A 20929-nucleotide genomic window follows, 5' to 3' on the forward strand; every position below is an offset into this window, starting at 1 on the left:
TTAGAATTGGAAACGCACACCCCAGCGGAAGGTACGGCCGAGGATATCGTAGGCCGACCCATTAACGCTGAGCGGCGCCGCACCAATGGCCGGACCATAGGCGATCATGACGGGATCAGTGTTAAAGACGTTGTTCACCGACATGAAAAGATCGACTTGCTTGCGCAGTTTGTAGTGAATGTCGGCATCCATATAAAAGGCGCCGGGGATACGATTGTTTTCGATCGTCATATTGGCCGTGGTCGAAGTCGGGCAGTTGGACGAACACTCGATGAACGACGTATTGTAGACGCCCGAGCCAATACCGCGTCCCGTGAGCAATACTGAGAACGGCCCGTTATCGTAACCGAGCTCTGCAAGATATCGCCACTTAGGCAGCGATAGCAGTGCCGACCCGTTGTTGCTGTTCGTGCCGACATTGTCGGTTGCCGGTGTCGCTTTGTTGTTGATGTAATTTTCGAGGAACCGGGTCGCCAAGGCACGCACTGTGATGGTTCCGCCCAAAAGCGGCCGACGATAGCTTGCTTCGAAGTCGATGCCGCGAGCGATCTGCGTCGCCACGTTCTGCGGAGACACGTTGATAGAGGTAATTGCCGTCGTCCCAACCGTGCGCGTTATCAGGGGACAAAAAGCCGTGCCGCCTGACGAGCAGAGATTCACAATCTGCTGACTGGTAAACGTGGTGATCGCGTCGGAGATGTGGATCCGGTAGTAATCTACCGAAGCCGCAAAGCCGGGCAGAAACGTAGGCGTGAACACAGCTCCGAGGCCGAGGGTGTCGGCGACTTCCGGTTTTAGGTTGACGTTGCCGGAGGTCACCTGGAAGGCCGAATAACTCGGCGGTGTCGCCAGCCCCAACGGATTGACTGTATCAACGACGACGTTGACCCCGGTCTGTGCAGCGTTGAACAATTCAGCGAGGTTGGGGGCGCGGATGTCTCGCGATCGGGTGAAGCGGAACCGAATATCGCTTACCGGTGCGTATGTCAGACCGGCCTTCCACGTCGTGACATAGCCGGAGGTGCTGTAGCTCGTCCCGCGCACGGCGCCATTGAATTCCAAACTTTTCGCGAACGGAAGGTCTTTGGCGAAAGGAATAACGGTCTCAAGATAGCCTTCGGTAACATTGTAGCTTCCGGTCGAAGCGTGGAAGTTGCCGACGAAATATGAGTTCGTGGTCGACAGCGGGTCGTTCGTACCGGTGACCGATTCACGACGGTATTCGAGGCCAGCGGCAACCGAAACCGGGCCAGCCCACGTGGAGAAGGGATTGCCGCGAATGTTGAAGGCTTCATTGTTCTGCTTGAGCGTGCTGCGGCCCCAGGCAGTGCCCTTCACATAATTGAGGGCGGCCGCATCGTTCACGCCGGTGCCGAAAATGTCGTAGGGCACGCAGCCGCTGCTCGGATTGGTGAGCGTGACCCGACACACTATCTGACCATTCGCATTTCGTACGGAATCGATGCCGTTCTTATAATTGGCAGTGATCGTCGTATCGACAGCGGTGTAAATCTTGGTGACCGTTTCCTGCGCATGAAAATCGTAGGTCCAGTTAGACCCCAGCGCGTTGAAATCGCCACTGAACCCACCAACGAAGCGGAAATTCTTGCGGTTTGTGGAGTTGGTGATCGGCCCCAAATCCTGGTTGAACGAACCGATCGTGAGCGGCGCCGTAACCTTGGACGCAATACTCGCGGGAATGAATGCGTTGTCTGGCTGAACCGTAATGTTGGCAAAGTTGAACTGCACCAGCGCGTTGGCAAACGTCGTTGCTTCAGCATATGACGCCTGGCCAAATATCTGGAAGTGATCGCTGACGTCGAAACTGGTTCGGAAGAACACGTTTTTCCGAGTGAGTTCGGTGTCGAGATCGGCGGCGTTGGCGATGCTGGAATAGGCCGACTGGCCACCCTGCATGAAGTTGCCGCTGACGATAGGTCCGTAATTGTACTGGAGCGCCACACCGCCCGGACCGAAATAGGTACCCTTCAGCGCGCCAGCGGTAATGATGCCGCCGGGCGTAGCGGTCGCAAAGCCGCTACCCGACCGAACCAGGAGGAATGGCTGGCCATTCGTCGCCGTGTAGTTGGGATTGTTGAAAAGGAGTTTTTCGTTCGCGTTAGTCGCCCAGGGACGCGGCACGAAATTGATACCGTCGGTATGCGCGTACTCGCCTGAGAGGATTACATGACCGCGACCGCCAGCAAAGGCAGTACCGGCTGCCAGCGAGACCTTATAGTTGCCGTCGTCGCCATAGGTCGTGAGGCCGCCTGATACTTCACCCTTGATCCCGGTGAACTTGTCGTCGAGCACGAAATTGACAACACCGGCCACGGCATCCGACCCGTAGTCGGCAGACGCGCCACCCGTGACCACGTCGACACGCTTCACCAACTGCTCGGGAAACTGGTTGATATCCACAAGCCCAGTCAAGGTCGATGCGCCGACGCGCTGACCGTCGAGAAGAACGAGCGTCCGATTGCCGCCGATCGCGCGCAAGTTGAGCGCATTGATGCCGCTGAGCCCGGAACTGACCTGATTGTTGTAATTTTGCGGCGTTGCGCTGTTCGCGAGTGCTGGCAGCGTGTTAACCAGTGTTGCGAGGTTCGCGGGCGCCTTGGCGTTGATTTCTTCCCCACCTATTACAGAGACCGGCGTTGGGGCCTGAAAGCCGTTTCGGACGATGCGGCTGCCGGTGACGACGATGTCGGAGTTCTTCTCTGGCACTGCGGCATGCGCGGCCGCATCGGGAGTTGCCTGCGGCGCGGGCGCACTTGCACCAGCCGGTGCTGTTTGAGCGTAAGCAGTACCAGAACCCAAAAGACCTGCGATGATCGAAATGGTCGATGCAGCTTTCAGCATCCGGTTTCTATAGTCGCTCGTGCTCCGCACCATCATATACCCCTATGAGATTGGTTGTTGCACGGACTGACGCCGAGCTTGGCCCAAGGCATATTTGCAACAAAACCGTCACTCAAAGACCGAATTTCGCGTAGCTTATTCTCCAGGGTTATACATATTCGCCTGTCCGAAAGGCTGTCGTCCGCCGCCGCCACAAATGACACGAAATGGCGAGACTGCCTTCAACGACGATCGAGCGGCGCTATAGAGGGAGTGCCGTTGTGTACTTGGTCAATGAGAGGGCAAAGTGCGAAGATGCACCTCCCACCGAAGGATGCTCGAGTAGGGTGTGCATCAAAAAGCGTTCGTAGCCGGAAACATCGGCCGCTACGATCCGAAGTAGGTAGTCCCAATCTCCCGACATTGAAAAACATTCTAGGATCTCGGGCCGCTCCCCAACGAAGGTTTCAAAGGCGTTGCGAACGTCCCGGGCGTGGCTGCGAACGCGGATGTTGCAGAGCACGTTAACACCGTATCCAAGGGTGTGCTGATCAAGCAGCCTGACCGATTGTCTGAGCAGACCACTAGCTTCCATGGCTTTTATCCGTCGCCAAACCGATGCCGTAGAACTGCCGACGCGCTCGGCGAGGTCGCCATTGCTGATTCCGGCATCAGCCTGCAATTCAGAAAGGATGCGTCGATCGATATCGTCGAGGCTGTGCATACTTTTCATAATCTTTGATATTTCCAAGTTTTCTGCTCATAATATCGCATAATAGCGCTAAGATTGAAAAACAAATCCGATCGTTTGGTGCAAGAATGCTCGCATGGCAAACGCACACATTGATCGTCCGGCAGGCACTGCTGAGGACTGGACCATTCCCCAAGGCTGGGACCGCTATAGCGCGGCCGAACACGCCATGTGGGATCAGCTTTTTGAGCGACAGGCGAAAATGCTGCCTGGCCGCGTCGCGTCGGAATTCATGGATGGGCTCGACGTGTTGCGCCTGTCCAAGCCCGGCATTCCGGATTTTGAGGAACTGTCCGAGCGGCTGATGAAGGCGACTGGCTGGCAGGTCGTGGCGGTACCGGGCCTGATCCCTGATGACGTGTTTTTCGATCACCTCGCGAACCGGCGCTTCGTGTCGGGCAATTTCATCCGCACGCCCGAGCAACTCGACTATCTCCAAGAACCGGACATTTTCCATGATGTCTTCGGCCATGTCCCGCTGCTCGCAAACCCAGTCTTCGCCGATTACATGCAGGCCTATGGCGTCGGCGGACAGCGGGCGGCGGGCGCCGGCGTGATCGAGCGACTTTCGCGTCTCTATTGGTACACGGTCGAGTTCGGCCTGATCCGCGACGCCTCCGACGGCCTGAAAATCTACGGTGCGGGCATCGTGTCGTCTTATGGTGAGTCCCTGTTCTCGCTCGACGATCCCTCGCCGAACCGGCTCGGTTTTGACGTTCGGCGGCTGATGCGGACCAAGTACCGGATCGACGATTATCAGCAGAACTATTTCGTCATCGACAGCTTCGAAGATTTGCTCAAGCAGACGCTCGAGACCGACTTCGGCCCGATCTACGCAGAGCTCGCGGGTGCCCCGGACATCGAGATCGAAACGATCCTACCGACCGATACCGTCTATACTCACGGAACCCAGGCGTATGCCCGAGAGCAGGCACTCGCATGATTGTTGCCGTAGAAACGCGGCCGCTGACATCAGCGCGCATCCCTCTATTTGGCACGCTGGAGCGACAGCCCGCCGATGCCTTGCTCGGCCTAATCGGTCTGTGCCGGCGGGATCCGCGCCCCGACAAGATCGACCTCGGGGTTGGCGTCTATCGCAACGATGCAGGCGAAACGCCGGTCCTGCGCGCAATCAAGGACGCTGAACACCGGCTCGCCGACACACAAGCCACCAAGGCGTATCTCGGGGCCGAGGGCGACGCGCGCTTCGTGGAATTGCTCGCGCCGATCGTGTTCGGCGCGGCGCAAGCGGCGGAACCGTGCCTTACCGGTGTCCAGACGCCGGGCGGGACGGGCGCACTGCGCCTGGGTGCCGAACTCGTCGCGCGGGGTTCACGACAGCCGACCGTCTGGATTGGCACACCCACCTGGCCAAATCACGCTCCGATCTTTCGGGAAGCCGGCCTCGAAGTGCGCGCGCATCCTTTTTTCGATGCGGTGACCGGCACCGTTGATTTCTCCGCGATGGTCGGCGCGCTCGAGCAGGCGACGGCCGGTGACGTCGTGCTGCTGCATGGCTGTTGCCACAATCCGACCGGTGCTGAGCTAACGCAGGCACAATGGGCGGACTTGATTGCACTGCTCACGAAGCGGCAGCTCACGCCCTTTATCGATCTCGCCTATCAGGGGCTCGGTCGCGGTCTTGATTCGGATGCCGCGGCAACCCGCGCACTGCTTGCGGCAATGCCCGAAGCGATCGTGGCCTATAGCTGCGACAAGAATTTCGGCCTGTACCGCGACCGCGTGGGCGCGCTCTGGGTCAAGGCCGCCGATGGCGCCGCGATCGCGGCGGTGCGCGACAATCTGCTCGTGCTCGCTCGCAGCCTGTGGTCGATGCCGCCGGACCATGGCGCCGCTGCCGTGCGCGAAATTCTCGAAGACGCGGCGCTCACAGGTCTGTGGAAGACCGAGCTGGAGGATATGCGCGCGCGCATCGCCGGCCTGCGCGCTGCGCTGGCTCATGCCGAGCCGCGGCTTTCGGCGCTGGGCGATCAGGGTGGCATGTTCGCCATGCTGCCGCTGACGCACGAGGCCGTGCTGGAGCTGCGCACCGACCACGGCATCTACATGGCCGATTCCGGCCGGATCAACATTGCGGGCCTGCGCAGCGAGACGGTAGCCCCGTTCGTGGCCGCCATAGCCCCCCATCTGCAACGCTAGACGGAGAACACCACCGTGTCCGTATCTGACAATCCTCTCGGCCTCGACGGCTTCGCCTTTGCCGAATTCACCTCGCCCGATCCCGCGCTCATGGCGGCGCAGCTGGTCCAGCTGGGCTTCACGGCGGCGGCTGTTTCGCCTGGCCGGGACATGACGCTCTATCGGCAAGGCCGGATCGCACTTGTCGTGAATGCCCGGGCGGACGGGCAGGCAGCAGCCTTCCGCGCCGCGCATGGCCCCTCGGCCAATGGCATGGGCTTCAACGTCGCGGATGCGGCGACCGCCTACAACTTGGCGCTGGGACGCGGCGCTAAAGCGGCGGATTCCGCCGGCAGCGCGCTGCCGAGCGCGCGCGTGATCGAGGGGATCGGCGGGTCGCTGCTGTATCTCGTCGAGGGCGACCCGTTTGCCGCTTGGGAGGAGATCGCTGGCTGGCGCGAGGCGGCGGTACAAGCCAGCGTCGGCCTCGATATCCTCGATCACCTCACGCACAACGTGAAGCGCGGTGAGATGCGGACCTGGTCGGCTTTCTACGCGAAGATCTTCGGCTTCGAAGAACAGAAATATTTCGACATCAAGGGCAAGGCGACGGGCCTGTTCAGTCAGGCGATGATCGCGCCCGACCGCGCGATCCGCATTCCGCTGAACGAAAGCCAGGACGACAAGAGCCAGATCGAGGAGTTCATCCGCGATTACAATGGCGAGGGTATCCAGCATCTCGCCCTCACCACCGACAATATCTACGAAACGGTCGAAAAGCTCCGCGCGAACGGGGTGAAACTGCAGGACACGATCGAGACATATTACGAACTGGTCGACAAACGCGTCCCCGGTCACGCCGAGGATCTCGACCGGCTCAAGCGCAACCGTATCCTGATCGATGGCGACGTCGAACAGGAAGGCATCCTGCTTCAGATCTTCACCGAGAATATGTTCGGCCCGATCTTCTTCGAGATCATCCAGCGCAAGGGCAACGAAGGGTTCGGCAACGGCAACTTCCAGGCGCTGTATGAATCGATCGAGCTCGACCAGATCCGCCGCGGCGTGATCACGGTCGACGCCTGAGCGACTGGCGCGAAAGAGAGCGGATATGACTGCGCAAACCATCCCAGCACCGGTCCATGGTGACATTGCCGCCACGGCAGGCGCGCCGATGCTGGTCGGCTTCGGCAACCATTTTGCGACCGAGGCGGTGACGGGCGCTTTGCCGGTGGGACAAAACTCGCCGCAGCGTGTTCCGTTCGGTCTCTATGCCGAGCAGGTTTCGGGCACGGCCTTCACCGCGCCACGGGCAGAGAACCGGCGGAGCTGGCTCTACCGCTTGCGGCCGACCGCCAGCCATCCACCGTTTGCGCCGTATGACGGCGGCTCGCGGATGCGCAGCGCGCCGTTCGCCGAAGTGCCGGCATCGCCCAATCGCCTGCGCTGGGATCCTTTGCCGCGACCCGATGCGCCTACCGATTTCGTCGACGGGCTGATGACCTATGGCGGCAACGGCGATGTAGCGAATGGCAGCGGGATCGGCATCCACCTCTTTGCCGCGAACCGGTCGATGACCGATCGTGCGTTCCAGAATGCCGACGGCGAAATGCTGATCGTGCCGCATGCAGGAACCCTGCGGCTGGTCACTGAATTCGGCGTGTTGACGGTCGCACCTTTGTCGGTTGCGCTCATCCCGCGCGGCGTACGTTTCCGGGTGGAACTGCCGGATGGGCCGGCACATGGCTACGTCTGCGAGAATTACGGCGCGCATTTCCGCTTGCCGGACCTAGGGCCGATCGGGTCCAACGGACTGGCCAATCCGCGCGATTTCGAGACGCCGGCGGCGGCATTTGAAGATTTGGACACGCCCACGCAGATCGTCCAGAAATTCCTCGGCGGGCTGTTCACCACGACGATCGATCATTCCCCTTTCGACGTGGTCGCTTGGCACGGGAACCTCGCGCCGTGCCGGTACGATCTGCGACGGTTCAATACGATCAACACGGTCAGTTTCGACCATCCCGACCCGTCAATTTTCACTGTCCTGACCAGCCCGAGCGATATACCCGGCACCGCCAATTGCGATTTCGTCATATTTCCACCTCGCTGGATGGTGGCGGAAGCGACCTTCCGGCCGCCCTGGTTTCACCGCAACATCATGAGCGAGTTCATGGGCCTGATCGAGGGCGTCTATGACGCCAAGGCGGGCGGTTTCGCGCCGGGCGGCGCAAGCCTGCACAATTGCATGTCCGGTCACGGACCCGATCGCGCCAGTTACGACAAGGCCGTCGCAGCGAACCTCGCCCCGCACCGGATCGAGCACAGCATGGCCTTCATGTTCGAGAGCCGCCACGTCATCCGCCCGACCCGCTTTGCGACCGAAAGTCCGCTTTGCCAACTCGACTATGACGATTGCTGGTCCGATTTTCAGAAAGCGCAACTGCCCCGATGAGCCTCCCGCAGATCGATCACACCCATCAGGCCTCCACGACCAGTTGGGTCGAAAGCTCGAACGGTCATTCCGATTTCCCGGTTCAGAACCTGCCATTCGGCGTATTCAGCCGGGCTGGCGGAGCAGCGCAGCTCGGCGTCGCGATTGGCGACTATATACTCGATCTTGCGGGCGCGGCGCGCGCGCAACTCCTGCCCGGGGTGAACGCAAGCCGACTCATGGGTTCCAACCTCAACACGCTGATGGCTTTCGCGCCAGAGCAGCGCTTGACGCTGCGCCACACCGTGTTTGACCTGCTGACTGACGAACAACACCGCGCCGCAACCATGCCGCATCTGATGCCGGCCGAGGCGTGCGAGCTGCATCTGCCCGCGGCGATAGGCGACTATACCGATTTCTATGTAGGCATTCACCACGCAAACAATGTCGGCGCCCTGTTCCGGCCAGATAATCCGCTGCTTCCAAACTATAAATATGTGCCGATCGGCTATCATGGCCGCGCCTCTTCGATCCGTCCATCGGGCATTCCGGTGCGACGGCCCAACGGGCAGCGCAAGATGCCCGAGCAGGACGCGCCGCTCTTCGGCCCTGCGACCCGGCTCGATTACGAGGTCGAGCTGGGCGTCTGGATTGGCCGGGGAAATACGCTTGGCGAGCCAATCGCGATCGGCGACGCCGGTCGCCACATCGCGGGGTTTTGCCTTCTGAACGACTGGTCGGCGCGGGATTTCCAGGCGTGGGAGTATCAGCCACTCGGCCCGTTCCTGGCCAAGAATTTTCAGTCGACGATTTCGCCCTGGGTGATCTCGCCCGAGGCGCTGGCCCCGTTTCGGATTGCCCAGCCGGCCCGCCCGCAAGGCGACCCGGCGCCACTGCCCTATCTCCTCGACGCAACGGACCAGACGGTGGGCGCGCTCGCGATCACACTGTCGGCTCGGATCTCGACCGCCAAGATGCGGGACGAAGGCCGAGCGCCACACCGACTGAGCGAGAGCGCCGCGTCGAACATGTACTGGACTGCCGCGCAGATCGTGACCCACCACGCCTCGAATGGGTGCGATCTCAATCCAGGCGATCTGCTGGGGACCGGCACGATCTCCGCGCCTTCAGTAGACGGCTATGGCAGCCTGCTCGAGATCAGCAATGGCGGGAAGACCCCGATCGCCCTGCCGTCTGGGGAAACGCGCACCTTCCTCGAGGATGGCGACGAGATTCTCCTCACGGCGACGGCGCAAGCCGAGGGGTTCATCTCGATCGGCTTTGGGGAATGCAGAGCGATCGTTGTGCCGGCATCATGAGCGCGAGCCTTATCCTGCATGGCTATTGGCGATCGAGCGCAGCCTACCGCGTAAGGATCGCGCTCAATTTCAAAGGACTGGCCTACGACCAGGTCAATCACGACCTGCGAACCGGCGCCCAGCATGCCGCCGATTATCGCACGATCGCACCACACGGCCTGGTCCCTGCTCTGGTCGACGGGGGCAACGCTTTCATACAAAGCCCTGCAATCCTCGAATGGCTTGAGGAGCGCTATCCCTTACCGGCGTTGCTGCCTGCCGATATCGACGACCGAGCAATCGTGCGATCGATGATCTCCATCGTCGCCTGCGACATTCATCCGCTCAACAATCTGCGCGTGCTCGAGAAGTTACGTGGCACGTTTGGCGCTGACGCTGACGCGATCAAGAGCTGGATCGCCGGATGGATATCTGAAGGATTCTCCGTCGTGGAAGAGCTCGTCAGGCGCCATGGAGAAGGATATTGCTTCGGTGCCGCGCCGACGCTTGCCGACTGCACCTTGGTGCCTCAGTTGTATTCTGCGGAGCGCTTCGGCGTCGATCTGTCTCCATATCCCGCGCTCATGACGGCAGGCGAGGCGGCGCGGGCGCTACCCGCCTTCATCGCCGCCCATCCACACCGCCAGCCGGATGCCGATAGCCCGTGAACGAGGAGCGTCTCACAGCGACCCCGCCCGGCGTGAAGCTTTGCAGGGCGGAGGACATTGCCCATGGTCGGGCGCGAAACTTTGTCGTGCAGACCCGTACCGGCCGCTTTCACGGCTTTATCGTTCGGCGACACGAGCTGGTCCACGGCTACGTTGATCGCTGCCCGCATGCGGGCGTGCCGCTCGCACGTGTTCTGGACGATTACCTGACGCCCGATGGAAACATGATCGCCTGCAGCTGGCACGGCGCTCTTTTCACGCCGGATGATGGGCTTTGCGTTGGTGGTCCATGTCTGGGGCAAAGGCTCGCTGCCTGGCCAGTGTGCATCGAAGAAGGATGGATCAAGACCGGCGCTGTGCCGGCATTTTCAGGGGCAAATGAATGAGAGTGATCATTTCCGGCGCTGCAGGCGTGCTGGGCGAGGCTGTGCGAGACACCTTCGTCAAAGAGGGGGCGATGGTCTCCTGTATCGCAATTGGACGTGAGGGCAGCGACGACGACGGAGCGGCATGGTTCGCGTGTGCGGATCTCGCCGACGAACTTGCGACCAGTTCGGCCGTGGGCAGGGCATTGGCCTGGATGGGCGGGATCGATGCTCTTGTTCATGTTGCTGGTGCGTTTGAATGGAAGAAGGTCGAGGATAGCAGCGTCGCTGACTGGCGCGCCCTCTATGCCTCGAACGTCGAAACAACCCTTGTGACCATCAAGGCGTGCCTCCCCTCAATGCGCGCAGGTGCGTCGCTCGTCGCGGTGGGCGCAGCTTCGGCGCAACCGGCCGGTGTTGGAATGGCAGCCTACGGTGCGGCCAAGTCCGGCGTGGGACGGCTCATTGAGGCGCTTGCGCAGGAGATCGCTCCTCGCGGGATCCGTGCCAATGCAGTGTTGCCGTCGATCATCGATACGCCGCGCAATCGCACCGATATGCCTGATGTCGACCCCGCGACGTGGGCAAGCCCCGCGGCCGTCGCCGACGTCATTCGTTTCCTCGCGCAGCCGGGATCCCGAGCGATTTCGGGGGCGCTCATTCCTGTGACGCACAATGGATAACCGCGACATGATCGTAGCACTAACCCCCGCCGAACGTGACGACGCGCTGAAAAGCCTTTCCGGGTGGAGCTTTGACGAAGCTCGGGGCGCTCTATTCCGACGCATCGAATTCTCCGATTTCTCCGAAGCCTTCGGAACGATGACCCGCATCGCGATCGAAGCAGAGAGGCGTGATCACCATCCCGAGTGGTCTAACGTCTACAATCAGCTGGAGATTTGGTTGACTACTCACGATGCTGGCAACGCTGTTTCGGCGCTCGATGTCGAGCTGGCAGCAAAGATCAGCACATTTATAATGTGACACGAAAGCCTGCAGCTCGTCGGAGAGCCGAAGTATCTTAACTAAACGCGTCGCCCGATGGTTGATTTGCGGTGCGCCGGATGCTTGATCGCACATTGTCGCCGAAGCGGGCAAGCTCCAGAAGAGCATGATCAAGATTCGCCTTAATCACCTGCTCGCGCTCCCCTGTGAGGAGGTCGCGAGCCAGCTCGACGAGGCGTGCAGCTTCAATCTGTCGGCTTTCGTCGTCAGAGAGCAAATCCTCGATCGGCACCCGTTACGTCCAATTTTGGTTATAAGCTGCTAGCGCCGCTCGGTGGCGCCGCCATCACAGCAGTTTACATCAAGTTGGTGTAAAACCAAGAGCCAAGCACGGTCCTCACATCAAATTGATGTGAGGGACTGTGGCGCGAGGCATCCACGATAGTCGTTATCGCTGGGTGATCGAACGCCTGGTCGACGCAAGGAAGCGAGAGGGTCTATCGCAGGAAGCTGTGGCTCAGCGCCTTGGCAAGCCGCAACAATATGTCTCGCGCTACGAGACGGGCGAACGCCGCCTCGACATCTTCGAATATCTCGATGCCGCGCGTGTTCTGTCGGTGGATGGCTTGGCGCTCGCGAGCGAGGCAGACGTGCAACCAAGCTGACGGTCATCGTACTACCTGCAAATTGCTAGATGCCTCGAACGCGGCAATGCGTTCAGGATAATCGACGTAGGGAAACCGCACCCGCCACCAATCGGGTGCCGTCGCGCGCTTCACAAATCCTTCGCGATTGGCGAGTTGCATGATCTCGCTGGCGAGCGCGACGTCCTCGACGCTCCGCTTGCTCTGCATCGACGTCGACCTTGACGTGAATCGTCCACGCGTTCGTGATCGACTGACATCGTCACGCTCCACCCCGCGATTGCCGATCAGCTCGGATGCAAGTTCGGCCGTCCCGCCCCCCTCGCTAAGGCCACAGCGGAGCAGCAGCAGATTGCCACAATTCTCGATGATCGTGTGGGCGCCCTCGCCGTAGATCTGTTTGACCTGAGCAAAGCTCTGAAAGCCTATCGCGACGCGACCACCGAACTTGCGGAGCCGTGCTTGCGCGTCCTTCAGTCCTTCGATGCGACCGAGCGCGTCGAGCTCGTCGCCATGAAACCAGATACGACGTTCGCTCGACGGGGCCAGCGACAACGTCTCCATGATGGCGAGACTCATCCAGCAGGAGATGAGGCCACGCAGCGCCGCGATCTGATTGGCTGCGTAGGGCATCCAGAGCGATCCTTCACCTTCCCGCACCCAGCGCCGGATCGAGAATCCTCGCCCCGCTTGAACGCCGAAGATGCGCAGACTGGCGACCGCCGGCGTAATCGTGCCAAGAATGCTCGCAAGCATGCGTTCGCCGCCCTCCTCGAAATAGCGAGCGGCTGGGGTGCCGTCGCACAATGCCTTCAGCTGCGCCCTGTTGGCCTGGGTGAGCGCGGCGACGAATTCGGCCGAGCTGCCCATCGCGTTCGCGACCCAACTTTCCATAGCGCTGCTCAGGAACTGTTGAGCATAGCTGATCCATTGGTCGTGATCGCCATGGCCGAGATGCGGGAGCAGCGACTGCGCCACCATCGCGAAGTCGCCGACCTGCTCGATCTCGCTGAGCAGATCCCAGTGGGCGCACCGCGCATCGAACGGGTTGAGGATGATGTCACCGGGCTGGTGGAAGACACTCATCGCGGTGCCATCGGGATCGGCAACGACCTGACGGTCTCCACGCCGCGTCGCACTGGCGATGATCGCGCGGAGCGCCGTCGATTTGCCAGACCCCGTCGTGCCGATCGCTGCGACGTGCATCGTTTCATCTTCGGGCGTGAGTGGTACGCCTGCCAGTGCAACGCGGTCGGTAAGGCCGGTGAACAATCGGCTGCGCAGCCGATTGGCGGTTCCGCGCATCCTGGTGCCGCGCAGATGGATGACCTTGCGCGGCCACGCGTCGATGCGCGCGGCGACCGCTCCGCCGAGATAGGCAAAGACCGCCGGCAGCATCACCGCGAGCGTCGGGGTGTCGGTGAGGAAGCTTGTATAGAGCCACAAACCGATCAGCAGCCCGCAACCCCAGCCAACGGGGGCGGACAGCAAGGCCCATGGCGTGCGCCGATCAACGGCCTGGACCACGCCGATCGCAATCGTGCCGGGGAGCACTGCCCCTGCGAACCAGAAATAATACCGATGCAGCGCGAGCCATAGCCAGCGCTGGTCGAGCCAGGGCTCGAGGTGATCGCGATGACGCCAATGTTCGAGAACAAGATCGCGCCACGCGAACCGCACATCCATGGGAATGAAATGCGCCACGATCGGCCAGCCAATACCAATCGCGACAACAGAAAGAAGAAAGGCGATTTGGTGGACGATCGGATCCGAGCCGGACCTTTGACCCCCACCCGCTGCGCCGCCACCCTGATTCACCGTTCTGCTCCGTAGTCGCGATCCTTACCGGGCGTCGGCGCTGCCTTGGCTGCGGCGGCGAATGCCGCGCGGGTTTGCTCGGCCGAGCGCGGTGGCGCGTTGCCGAGTGCAGCAAACGTTTCGCGCAGTTGCCGCGCACGTTCCTGCTCCAAGCTGGCCTTCGATCCGCCCGGGTCCTTTCCAGCCGCTCCGCGCGCCTGCGCATTCGCGGCCGTCTGTGCCGGTTGCGGCGCGGGATTCCCGTCGGCCGCGCCGCGCACGCTGTTGAGGGCAGTACGGTTCGTGCGCGGCGGCGGTGCGCCCTCACGCTCATAGTCGAGCGCCATGTCCTTCGGACGCTCACGCCCGAGGGTGCGACGCAATTGTCCCTCATCGGCGAAATCGTCCCGGCCGTAGTGGAGCGCAGTTCCGGTCCGGTGGCGCGACAGGGCGACATAACTCGAATGCGCATCCATACCGGGTGTCGCCAGCACATGGGTGCGATCGACCGTCATGCCCTGCGTCTTGTGCACGGTCGCGGCATAGCCATGATCGACATGGGCGTAGCTCTTCAGGTCGACCTCGACCTTGCGGCCGTCGTCCAGTCGCACGGCCAGCGTATCGCGACCTGCGCGTTCGATGGTGCCGAGCGACCCGTTCTTCACCCCGAGTTCGCGCTCATTTTTCAGAAACAGGATGCGATCGTTCTCGGCGAACTGCCGTTCGCCGCGCTCGGTCTGCACATTTACGTCGCGGCCGAGCTCGCCTTGTACCTGCAGCCGCTCACGCGCCACCTGATTCAACATCGCAACCTCCTTGTTCATATGGGTGAGAATGATGCGAGAGTCGGTCGGCGCTGCCCGCCGGTCGATGTCCCAGCGGTCGATCAGCGCGTTGCGCGCGGCGTCGCGCGTGTCTGCGGCGTGGACCATGTCGGCCTGGCTATAGGCGGCGATCGCTTCACCGGTTCGGCCCGTTGCGAACATCCGCGTCGCATCCCGCATCCATTGCTCGGCCTGCCGGCGCACCTCGCCGATCTCGGCCGCGCCGTGGCGTTCAGCGAGCAAGCGGAACGCAGCACCGGCCTCGATCGACTGGAGCTGCTGAACGTCGCCGACCATTACGACCTTGGCGCCCGCGCCCGCGGCTTCTGCCAACACCCGCTGCAATTGCCGCGTGCCGACCATGCCGGCCTCATCGACCACCAGTACATCGCGCGCTGTCAGTCGGTCGCGATCGCGCGCCCAGGCATGTTCGAAACTGGCTATGGTGCGAGAGGCGATTCCCGAGCCGCCTTCAAGATTCTCGGCAGCGATGCCCGATAGCGCGGCGCCCCGAACGGTATATCCGGCGGTTTCCCAAGCCTCGCGCGCCACCCCAAGCATCGCCGATTTCCCGGCACCAGCATAGCCGACGACCAGACTGAGCCCCGGCGATTTGGCGACATGGTCGAGGGCAGCGCGCTGATCGCGTCCAAGCACCAGGCCGCCATCCGCTGCCGTAGCAACCGCACGCTCGACATCGTGCCGACCGACCGCATGTCTCGAGGCCGCAAGCGTAGTCGCGTTACGTGTCAGCGCTTCTTCTGCGCTCAACATCGAGACGGTGGTGAAGCGCTCCTCGCCGCGCCCGTCACGGCCGAGCGCAAGAATCTGATCCGAGCCGCGCATCGCGGCGAGCACGCGATCGTATTGCTCCTGCCCGTCGGAGTGGCGATGCGCGAACATCGCCATGTCGCGGCGCGTGAACGTCGCTTGGCTGTGCGCCAGCGCATCGAGGCCGATTTCCGGCTGGGCGATGATGGTCGCGCCATTGGTGCGCGCGATACGGATATGCTCGTCGGCACGCTCGGCATCCTCGCCGCGCTCCAACCGCCGCGCGCCGGCCGCGCCGATCTTGTGCTGCGGCTCGAGATCAATCCCCTGCGTGTCGTAGCTGCGGTGATCAATACGGGCTTCGATGCCGAGCGATGTCAGTCGGTCGTTGACGTGCTCGGCCCAGCGTTCGCGCCATTGCTGGAGCAGCGCTGTCGCGTTCCACTCGCGCACCTTGGCGCCGAACCCGTCCGGTCCGATCTCGCGTGTAGCGAGCATGACATGGGCATGGGGTTTGGCCTGGCCGTCGGCGCCGACGTCCCAGTGGATGTTGAGATCGGCGACCATGCCGCGGCCGACGAACTCCTTGGCCACGAACTCGCGGGCGAGCGCGACGCCCTGCGCTTGCGTCAGTTCACGCGGGATCGCGAATTCCACTTCGCGGGCAAGCTGGGCGTCCTTGCGCTTCTCGGTCGCCTCGGCCTCGTTCCACAGCGTTTCGCGATCCCGCAACCGCTCGGGCGCGCCTTCGGGCAGCATCACTTCGGAGTGGACGACGCCCGACTTGTTGGTGAAGTCGTGATGGCGATCGAGCCGCTCGTCATGGAGCCTGGACGCCGAGCGATAGGCAGCGGACGCCACTGCACTCGAGCCGCCGGCGCGGCCGATGATCTTGGCGGAGAAGTGGTAGATGGCCATTATGGCCAACCAATTACGCCTGATCTCGCGACGTCGGTACGACGTATAAGCGCGCTCTCCTACGCTAGAGCGCGCATGAGAGATTTGACGCGTTGAACCGGGCCTCACGCTGCCCAGCTAGAGCGCATCGACCAGCGAGATGGAGATGCGACGATGCGGAAGGTGCGGGATTTCGATGCGGAATTGAAGGCGCTGGGCGACCGGGCAAAGCTGCTCAGGGTGCGCAAGATCCAGCAATTCGGCGAGCTGATCGAGGCGACCGGCGCCGATGCGTTGGAGCCCGATCTTCTTGCCGGTGCGCTGCTGGCAGCGGTGGCGGAAAAGGAGGGCGCCACGACCAAGGCATGGGCGGCACGCGGTGCGCAGTTCTTTCGCGAAACGAGCCGGAAATCCTCGCGCCGCGCTCGTGGCAGCAGCGAGGGCGGCAAAGCGGCTGCGGGCGGCGCGGAACCGGCTTGAGGCGGTAATCGCACGAACCGACAGGAGGGCATGGGTAGTGGCACGACGGACCCGAACGCGGCACCTGATCGAACTCGGCGGCCTCGTGCAAAAGGCCGGTCTGGTCGACCTCGCCGCCGACGATCGGCAAGTGTTGTACGGTGCCTTTCTCGACATTGCGATGCGGATGCGAAGCGATGAGGCTGCCCACGCGACCGCGCTGTTCAAGCGACGCGGGGCGCGGGCGTTTGCCGACGAAGCGGAACAAGCGGCTGAGGCGGATCGCGAGAAGGTGCGAGCGGCATTCCGCCAGCGCAGCGATGCGGAATAGACTCTATCCAACGGGGCCGGCCGCGCAGCGCGCAGGCCAGCCCCGAGAACAGCATTATCAGCGGCGCAGGGCGACATTCCGGGCGCCCAACGGGAACATCGGATCGAGGCGAACGGTCGGCACGGAATCGTTCGGTGCGGCAGCGCGATCCGCGACACCATCGTTCGTGCCGGCAGCCGTTGGCAGCGCGACGCCGGCTGGTTTCGGCGTGCTGGCGGGTCTCGCCACGAACAATACCGCTTCTTGCCACCGCGCCTGGGCGTCGGCCTTGATGATCGGGGCGCCGGCACCACCGAGACGCGCGGCATAGGCGACCGTTTCGGCAGGGAGCGGCACGCCGCTGACGGCGAAGCGCTCATAGCGGTTCGGTCCTGCATTATAGGCGGCGTAGGCGCCGGGAATGCCGAACCGCGTGCGCAACTCGGCCAGATAGAGCGCACCACCGATCATGTTCATGCGCGCATCGAACGGATCGGCCCCGAGCCCGAAGCGCGCGGACAATGTCGCCCAGGTCGCCGGCATGATCTGCATGCAGCCCATCGCTCCCTTGAGCGACACCGCACGAGGATTACCGCCGCTTTCGGCATGCATCACGCGCAGGATCATATCGAGAGGAAGATCGGAGCGCATCGCCGCTTCCGGCGCATGTACCGCGCAAGTGTCGGACGGTTGCGATCTGGCCAGCGCCGGGAACGCCGTAAAGGCGAGGCATGTCATGCCGAGGCCAGCGCCGCGCAGGAGACGATTCCCGCTCATGGCCATACCCAGAGCGGCGTTGCCCGCCCGATCACGCTGGCGGCTGCGACCGGCCCGAAATAGCGGCTGTCGAACGATGCGCGGACGTTGCGTGCGAGCAGGAAATAGTCGCTGGCGCCAAGTCCGCGGCAGCCGGACCAGCGCGGCAGATCGCGGCCGAAGCGATCATGGTCGAGCACAGAAGCGACCAGCAATCCGTCGATCGTCACCTTGTGACCATGACGGCAAACGCGCGCGCCGGTGACGGCCGCTACGGGTTTCACCAGCAGGGCGCCCTGTTCGACATAATGGCGATCTGCCATCAGCCGCGCGAGCGCCGGCGACGGGCGCACCGCGGCCAGTTCGCCGACCAGCGGGTGACGGCCCGGCTCGATGCGATAGAGGCCCAGCGGCACGCTCGCCGACACGTTCCAGACCAGGCGCAGATTGGGCTGTGCGATCGACGGCATCGTCAACGCTGCGAGCGCAACAGCGGACGCTGCGATGATCGCCCGACGGCCGGAAAGCGACCATGCGCCGTGTCGCGGACGTCGCGCCGATGAGACAATCGGGTCCTGCACGTTCTGTATGTCCGCCATCACGGTTGCCCCCCGGTGGCACCGTTACGGTCCTCGGGACGGCGAACCGCAGGGAGCACGTTCGCGTTGTTCGGATCGGACGTGGAGGCGCACGCGCCACGGTCCGCCCAGGCGCGCAGTTCCTCCAATGTGTAGACGACGCGACCGCCGATTTTCCGGTAGGCGGGACCAGTGCCATAGGTTCGGTGCTTTTCGAGCGTGCGCGCGGACAGGCCGACATAATGGGCGGCCTCCTTGGTGCGCAGGTAGCGCGTGTCCTTGATGATATCGGGCATGGTAATCTCCATTTGGGGGCATCGCGGGCGCCCGGCGGGCAACTCGCGATGTCGGAGATCATCGGCGTTCGAAGGCGGTCATGGGTGGCCGGAAAGAGGGGGCCATGACTTCGGCCACATTGGGAACAAGCGTATTGTCGCGCAGATCGGCTGCCGTGCTCGCTTCCTTCGGCGCAGGCTCAATGCACCTGATGGAATCGGACCCTGATGGACGCTAATAAGCGGCGTGGATAGCATCGACGACGCCAGAGCGTTTCTCATCGCCCGAGAGCTGATCGAACAGCATGGGGACGATGTCGGGCGTTTCCTGCAGGACAAGATCGATGCGCTCATGGCCTCGGCCGACTTGGAGCAACTGTCGGCATGGTTCGTCATCCGCAATGCTGTCGCGCTCTCCCTCCAGTCTGATGCGACACTTCACTAGCGGCTGGGCGGATAGCGCTAGCCCGGGGAAGAGTGAGCTCGAATCGACGTGCTCCGGCCGCTTAGCAGCGACAGATATCCCCCCGTTCTCATCCAGAGACCCGTGTCCTGCAATCGACGCAGATCGGATCGCTCGGAACTCGTTCGCCAGTCGTCGGGCATGAGAGGAAGCAGGGTGGCGGCGATGTCACGGAGCGTCATGCCGTCGGCCGCCGCATCGTGGATCGCGAGCATAGCCGCCTGGCGGGGTGCATCACGGTATGGCGCAAAGCGGAGCGGCGGGCCCATTCCGATCGCGCGGCGGAACCGCGCGACGGCAGCGACCCGGGCGGCGTGATGATGGTCGGGATGAACATAGATCCCGAACGGCTCGCCTTCGCTCGGCTCCAGGTCGGCAGGCAACCAGAGCGCCAGCTCTGGCGCGCCGTGGCGGCGGATCAGCAAATGTGCGCCGCCTTCCGCTTCAAGCCGATACGCTCGGCCCCAGCGCGCCGGCTCGAAGCGTAATGCACCGAGCGGGCGAGCCCAGGTGACGGGGCGGACGACGGTGACCGTGTCGGCGAGACGCTCAGGCGCCCACCCGATCAGTGGCCGGTCGGTCGCCGGCACTTCGGGTGGAACCGGGAAAGGTGAGGCCCAGATGGGCCGACCTCCTTCCCAGCGGGTGCTGGCGCAAGGTTGTAGTGACCCCGGCGTTTCGCCGGGCCGACGCCCTGGCCTGCGCCGAAGCGCGCATCGCGTCGGCGGGCGCAGTCGCCCAAAGCGCGCGGTACTCGGGATTGCGCCGAAGCCATTCCCAAGCGAAGCTGGCCGGTGAAAGTTCGAGCAATGCCCTATATTCGTCGGGCAGACGCAACGTGTGGTAACCTGGCATCGCTTCCTCCTCGATGCTGTTTTCCCGCCATCGAAGAGATTGATTGAGACCGATTTTCGGCTCAAGCGGCCGAGGGCTTATGCAGATATAAGGGCGACCTTATGGTGCCGCGCGCGCTCAGCGTACGAGCATAGCGAAAGCCCGCCCGGACCAGGTCCGGACGGGGCTTCGTCGATCCGATCAGTCCCCGTTGCGCTTGGCGGGGCGCGACCAGATCAGGCTGTATGTGTCGCCGTCCTCGTCGTCGAAGAGATTGGCGTAGATCGGGCCGGTGAAGCTGGGATCGTCGAGTTTGAGGCCGAGATATTCGCGACCCTCGTTCGACTGCTTGGTCCAGCCCGCGCCGATCTCAGCCCGGCCGACCATTACCCGGTGCGAGGGAGCGGCATCGCTGGAGCGGTTGGTCTCGGGGACGATGCGCACGCCCTTGGCCTGCACGCTGAGGGTCACGATCTCGCCGCTGAAGCCGTCCGAGGTCTTCCTGAAGGTGCCGATGGTTGCCATGATGAAAACTCCTGTCTTGATCTTCGAACCCGCGCCCATCGCGGCCTCGATGGCTTGCCCGGTGACCGGGACTGCCGCCGCCGCAGCCGACAGGCCCGAAGCAAAGCGGAGGACGGGGGAAGGCGCGCTATTTTGCCTCGCGAGGAATGGATCCCGTCTGGGTCCAGGGGAAAATAGCGCGCCAGCCCTCGTTGCGGCTCAGGCGGCAGAGGCGAAGCCGGTTTCGGTCATCAAAGCCATCTGAGAGAGGCCGTGTGGGACCGGGTCCGTGATCCGCCAGACAAGGACATGGCACACCTCCCGTCGCAAAAAAGAGCTCGGCGCCGGGTGTCGTGCGATCGGAGAATCCCGGCTA

24 protein-coding genes are annotated in these 20929 nt (G+C 62.8%); 13 read left to right on the top strand and 11 right to left on the bottom strand.

The window, feature by feature from the left end; translation table 11 throughout:
- Both RH91_RS07140 and RH91_RS07145 read right to left on the bottom strand, forming a co-directional pair.
- On the bottom strand, positions 1 to 2862 hold the full coding sequence (locus tag RH91_RS07140; RefSeq protein WP_198283238.1) for a TonB-dependent receptor plug domain-containing protein: 2862 nt from the start codon (positions 2860 to 2862) through the stop codon (positions 1 to 3).
- A 241-nt stretch (positions 2863 to 3103) separates the two neighbouring features.
- The gene (locus RH91_RS07145; protein WP_010161950.1) at positions 3104 to 3574 is read right to left on the bottom strand and encodes an Lrp/AsnC family transcriptional regulator; all 471 of its coding nucleotides are present in this window, start codon (positions 3572 to 3574) and stop codon (positions 3104 to 3106) included.
- Positions 3575 to 3668: 94 nt separating this feature from the next.
- Between RH91_RS07145 and phhA the strand changes: the two genes are divergently transcribed.
- From phhA to RH91_RS07185, 9 genes are all read left to right on the top strand, one after another.
- Positions 3669 to 4535, top strand: coding sequence for a phenylalanine 4-monooxygenase (gene phhA / locus RH91_RS07150; protein ID WP_029623680.1), 867 nt, complete (start codon positions 3669 to 3671; stop codon positions 4533 to 4535).
- On the top strand, positions 4532 to 5752 hold the full coding sequence (locus tag RH91_RS07155) for an amino acid aminotransferase (protein WP_051116674.1): 1221 nt from the start codon (positions 4532 to 4534) through the stop codon (positions 5750 to 5752). The genes phhA and RH91_RS07155 overlap by 4 nt, the downstream gene beginning before the upstream one ends.
- A 15-nt stretch (positions 5753 to 5767) precedes the next feature.
- A complete protein-coding gene (gene hppD / locus RH91_RS07160) occupies positions 5768 to 6817 on the top strand; it encodes a 4-hydroxyphenylpyruvate dioxygenase (RefSeq protein WP_010161954.1) in 1050 nt (349 codons plus the stop codon).
- Between the two features lie 88 nt (positions 6818 to 6905).
- Entirely contained in the window at positions 6906 to 8186 is a 1281-nt protein-coding gene (gene hmgA, locus RH91_RS07165) for a homogentisate 1,2-dioxygenase (protein ID WP_010161955.1), read from the top strand.
- On the top strand, positions 8183 to 9484 hold the full coding sequence (gene fahA, locus RH91_RS07170; protein ID WP_010161956.1) for a fumarylacetoacetase: 1302 nt from the start codon (positions 8183 to 8185) through the stop codon (positions 9482 to 9484). Before hmgA ends, fahA begins: the two co-directional genes overlap by 4 nt.
- Positions 9454 to 10131, top strand: coding sequence for a maleylacetoacetate isomerase (gene maiA / locus RH91_RS07175; RefSeq protein WP_232283430.1), 678 nt, complete (start codon positions 9454 to 9456; stop codon positions 10129 to 10131). The genes fahA and maiA overlap by 31 nt, the downstream gene beginning before the upstream one ends.
- Entirely contained in the window at positions 10128 to 10517 is a 390-nt protein-coding gene (locus RH91_RS21555) for a Rieske (2Fe-2S) protein (RefSeq protein ID WP_081469517.1), read from the top strand. Before maiA ends, RH91_RS21555 begins: the two co-directional genes overlap by 4 nt.
- Positions 10514 to 11179 carry an SDR family oxidoreductase gene (locus tag RH91_RS07180; RefSeq protein WP_029623683.1) on the top strand — a complete coding sequence of 222 codons (666 nt, stop codon included), beginning with the start codon at positions 10514 to 10516 and terminating at the stop codon, positions 11177 to 11179. Before RH91_RS21555 ends, RH91_RS07180 begins: the two co-directional genes overlap by 4 nt.
- Positions 11172 to 11480 (top strand): 4a-hydroxytetrahydrobiopterin dehydratase, encoded by a 309-nt coding sequence (locus RH91_RS07185; RefSeq protein ID WP_232283431.1) that lies wholly within the window; start codon positions 11172 to 11174, stop codon positions 11478 to 11480. Before RH91_RS07180 ends, RH91_RS07185 begins: the two co-directional genes overlap by 8 nt.
- A gap of 37 nt (positions 11481 to 11517) precedes the next feature.
- Here RH91_RS07185 and RH91_RS22300 read toward each other — a convergent pair whose 3' ends face one another.
- Complete coding sequence (locus RH91_RS22300; RefSeq protein ID WP_010161962.1) at positions 11518 to 11733, bottom strand: hypothetical protein; 216 nt, start codon at positions 11731 to 11733, stop codon at positions 11518 to 11520.
- Between the two features lie 166 nt (positions 11734 to 11899).
- Here RH91_RS22300 and RH91_RS23065 point away from each other — a divergent pair, with 166 nt between their 5' ends.
- Positions 11900 to 12106, top strand: coding sequence for a helix-turn-helix domain-containing protein (locus tag RH91_RS23065; RefSeq protein WP_269724642.1), 207 nt, complete (start codon positions 11900 to 11902; stop codon positions 12104 to 12106).
- Between the two features lie 3 nt (positions 12107 to 12109).
- Here RH91_RS23065 and RH91_RS07195 read toward each other — a convergent pair whose 3' ends face one another.
- A complete protein-coding gene (locus RH91_RS07195) occupies positions 12110 to 13771 on the bottom strand; it encodes a type IV secretion system DNA-binding domain-containing protein (RefSeq protein WP_010161964.1) in 1662 nt (553 codons plus the stop codon).
- A gap of 128 nt (positions 13772 to 13899) precedes the next feature.
- Positions 13900 to 16395 carry a Ti-type conjugative transfer relaxase TraA gene (traA, locus tag RH91_RS07200; protein ID WP_010161965.1) on the bottom strand — a complete coding sequence of 832 codons (2496 nt, stop codon included), beginning with the start codon at positions 16393 to 16395 and terminating at the stop codon, positions 13900 to 13902.
- A 153-nt stretch (positions 16396 to 16548) separates the two neighbouring features.
- On the opposite strand from traA, the gene traD reads away from it, so the two are divergent.
- Both traD and RH91_RS23075 read left to right on the top strand, forming a co-directional pair.
- The gene (gene traD / locus RH91_RS23070; RefSeq protein WP_010161966.1) at positions 16549 to 16854 is read left to right on the top strand and encodes a conjugal transfer protein TraD; all 306 of its coding nucleotides are present in this window, start codon (positions 16549 to 16551) and stop codon (positions 16852 to 16854) included.
- 37 nt (positions 16855 to 16891) lie between these two features.
- Positions 16892 to 17164: a conjugal transfer protein TraD gene (locus RH91_RS23075; RefSeq protein ID WP_010161967.1), complete on the top strand. Its 273-nt coding sequence runs from the start codon at positions 16892 to 16894 to the stop codon at positions 17162 to 17164.
- A 57-nt stretch (positions 17165 to 17221) separates the two neighbouring features.
- On the opposite strand, the gene RH91_RS07215 is transcribed toward RH91_RS23075, so the two are convergent.
- Genes RH91_RS07215 through RH91_RS07225 form a run of 3 tightly spaced genes read right to left on the bottom strand, consistent with a single transcriptional unit; the run spans position 17222 to position 18773 of the window.
- A complete protein-coding gene (locus RH91_RS07215) occupies positions 17222 to 17926 on the bottom strand; it encodes a transglycosylase SLT domain-containing protein (protein ID WP_010161968.1) in 705 nt (234 codons plus the stop codon).
- Positions 17917 to 18498 carry a S26 family signal peptidase gene (locus tag RH91_RS07220; RefSeq protein WP_010161970.1) on the bottom strand — a complete coding sequence of 194 codons (582 nt, stop codon included), beginning with the start codon at positions 18496 to 18498 and terminating at the stop codon, positions 17917 to 17919. The genes RH91_RS07215 and RH91_RS07220 overlap by 10 nt, the downstream gene beginning before the upstream one ends.
- On the bottom strand, positions 18498 to 18773 hold the full coding sequence (locus tag RH91_RS07225) for a helix-turn-helix transcriptional regulator (protein WP_037479279.1): 276 nt from the start codon (positions 18771 to 18773) through the stop codon (positions 18498 to 18500). Before RH91_RS07225 ends, RH91_RS07220 begins: the two co-directional genes overlap by 1 nt.
- Before the next feature lie 226 nt (positions 18774 to 18999).
- On the opposite strand from RH91_RS07225, the gene RH91_RS07230 reads away from it, so the two are divergent.
- Complete coding sequence (locus tag RH91_RS07230) at positions 19000 to 19197, top strand: hypothetical protein (RefSeq protein ID WP_010161972.1); 198 nt, start codon at positions 19000 to 19002, stop codon at positions 19195 to 19197.
- 17 nt (positions 19198 to 19214) lie between these two features.
- Here RH91_RS07230 and RH91_RS22305 read toward each other — a convergent pair whose 3' ends face one another.
- The 3 genes from RH91_RS22305 to RH91_RS07240 form a co-directional block, all read right to left on the bottom strand.
- Positions 19215 to 19805, bottom strand: coding sequence for a DNA -binding domain-containing protein (locus RH91_RS22305; RefSeq protein ID WP_010161973.1), 591 nt, complete (start codon positions 19803 to 19805; stop codon positions 19215 to 19217).
- Positions 19765 to 20070 (bottom strand): transcriptional regulator domain-containing protein, encoded by a 306-nt coding sequence (locus tag RH91_RS23585; protein ID WP_442852542.1) that lies wholly within the window; start codon positions 20068 to 20070, stop codon positions 19765 to 19767. The genes RH91_RS22305 and RH91_RS23585 overlap by 41 nt, the downstream gene beginning before the upstream one ends.
- Before the next feature lie 180 nt (positions 20071 to 20250).
- Positions 20251 to 20574: a DUF736 domain-containing protein gene (locus RH91_RS07240; RefSeq protein ID WP_010161974.1), complete on the bottom strand. Its 324-nt coding sequence runs from the start codon at positions 20572 to 20574 to the stop codon at positions 20251 to 20253.
- Positions 20575 to 20929: the final 355 nt, after the last annotated feature.

Origin of the sequence: Sphingomonas sp. PAMC 26617 (genome assembly GCF_000242835.1) — a bacterium.
Lineage (GTDB): Bacteria > Pseudomonadota > Alphaproteobacteria > Sphingomonadales > Sphingomonadaceae > Sphingomonas.

Excerpts from the sequence above, each read along its gene's own strand:
- RH91_RS07140 (WP_198283238.1), bottom strand. The coding sequence starts at position 2,862 with ATGCTGAAAGCTGCATCGACCATTTCGATCATCGCAGGTCTTTTGGGT.
- RH91_RS07145 (WP_010161950.1), bottom strand. The coding sequence starts at position 3,574 with ATGAAAAGTATGCACAGCCTCGACGATATCGATCGACGCATCCTTTCT.
- phhA (WP_029623680.1), top strand. The coding sequence starts at position 3,669 with ATGGCAAACGCACACATTGATCGTCCGGCAGGCACTGCTGAGGACTGG.
- RH91_RS07155 (WP_051116674.1), top strand. The coding sequence starts at position 4,532 with ATGATTGTTGCCGTAGAAACGCGGCCGCTGACATCAGCGCGCATCCCT.
- hmgA (WP_010161955.1), top strand. The coding sequence starts at position 6,906 with ATGCTGGTCGGCTTCGGCAACCATTTTGCGACCGAGGCGGTGACGGGC.
- fahA (WP_010161956.1), top strand. The coding sequence starts at position 8,183 with ATGAGCCTCCCGCAGATCGATCACACCCATCAGGCCTCCACGACCAGT.
- maiA (WP_232283430.1), top strand. The coding sequence starts at position 9,454 with ATGCAGAGCGATCGTTGTGCCGGCATCATGAGCGCGAGCCTTATCCTG.
- RH91_RS07180 (WP_029623683.1), top strand. The coding sequence starts at position 10,514 with ATGAGAGTGATCATTTCCGGCGCTGCAGGCGTGCTGGGCGAGGCTGTG.
- RH91_RS07185 (WP_232283431.1), top strand. The coding sequence starts at position 11,172 with ATGGATAACCGCGACATGATCGTAGCACTAACCCCCGCCGAACGTGAC.
- RH91_RS07195 (WP_010161964.1), bottom strand. The coding sequence starts at position 13,771 with ATGGATGTGCGGTTCGCGTGGCGCGATCTTGTTCTCGAACATTGGCGT.
- traA (WP_010161965.1), bottom strand. The coding sequence starts at position 16,395 with ATGGCCATCTACCACTTCTCCGCCAAGATCATCGGCCGCGCCGGCGGC.
- traD (WP_010161966.1), top strand. The coding sequence starts at position 16,549 with ATGCGGAAGGTGCGGGATTTCGATGCGGAATTGAAGGCGCTGGGCGAC.
- RH91_RS07215 (WP_010161968.1), bottom strand. The coding sequence starts at position 17,926 with ATGGCCATGAGCGGGAATCGTCTCCTGCGCGGCGCTGGCCTCGGCATG.
- RH91_RS07220 (WP_010161970.1), bottom strand. The coding sequence starts at position 18,498 with ATGGCGGACATACAGAACGTGCAGGACCCGATTGTCTCATCGGCGCGA.
- RH91_RS07225 (WP_037479279.1), bottom strand. The coding sequence starts at position 18,773 with ATGCCCGATATCATCAAGGACACGCGCTACCTGCGCACCAAGGAGGCC.
- RH91_RS23585 (WP_442852542.1), bottom strand. The coding sequence starts at position 20,070 with ATGCCAGGTTACCACACGTTGCGTCTGCCCGACGAATATAGGGCATTG.
- RH91_RS07240 (WP_010161974.1), bottom strand. The coding sequence starts at position 20,574 with ATGGCAACCATCGGCACCTTCAGGAAGACCTCGGACGGCTTCAGCGGC.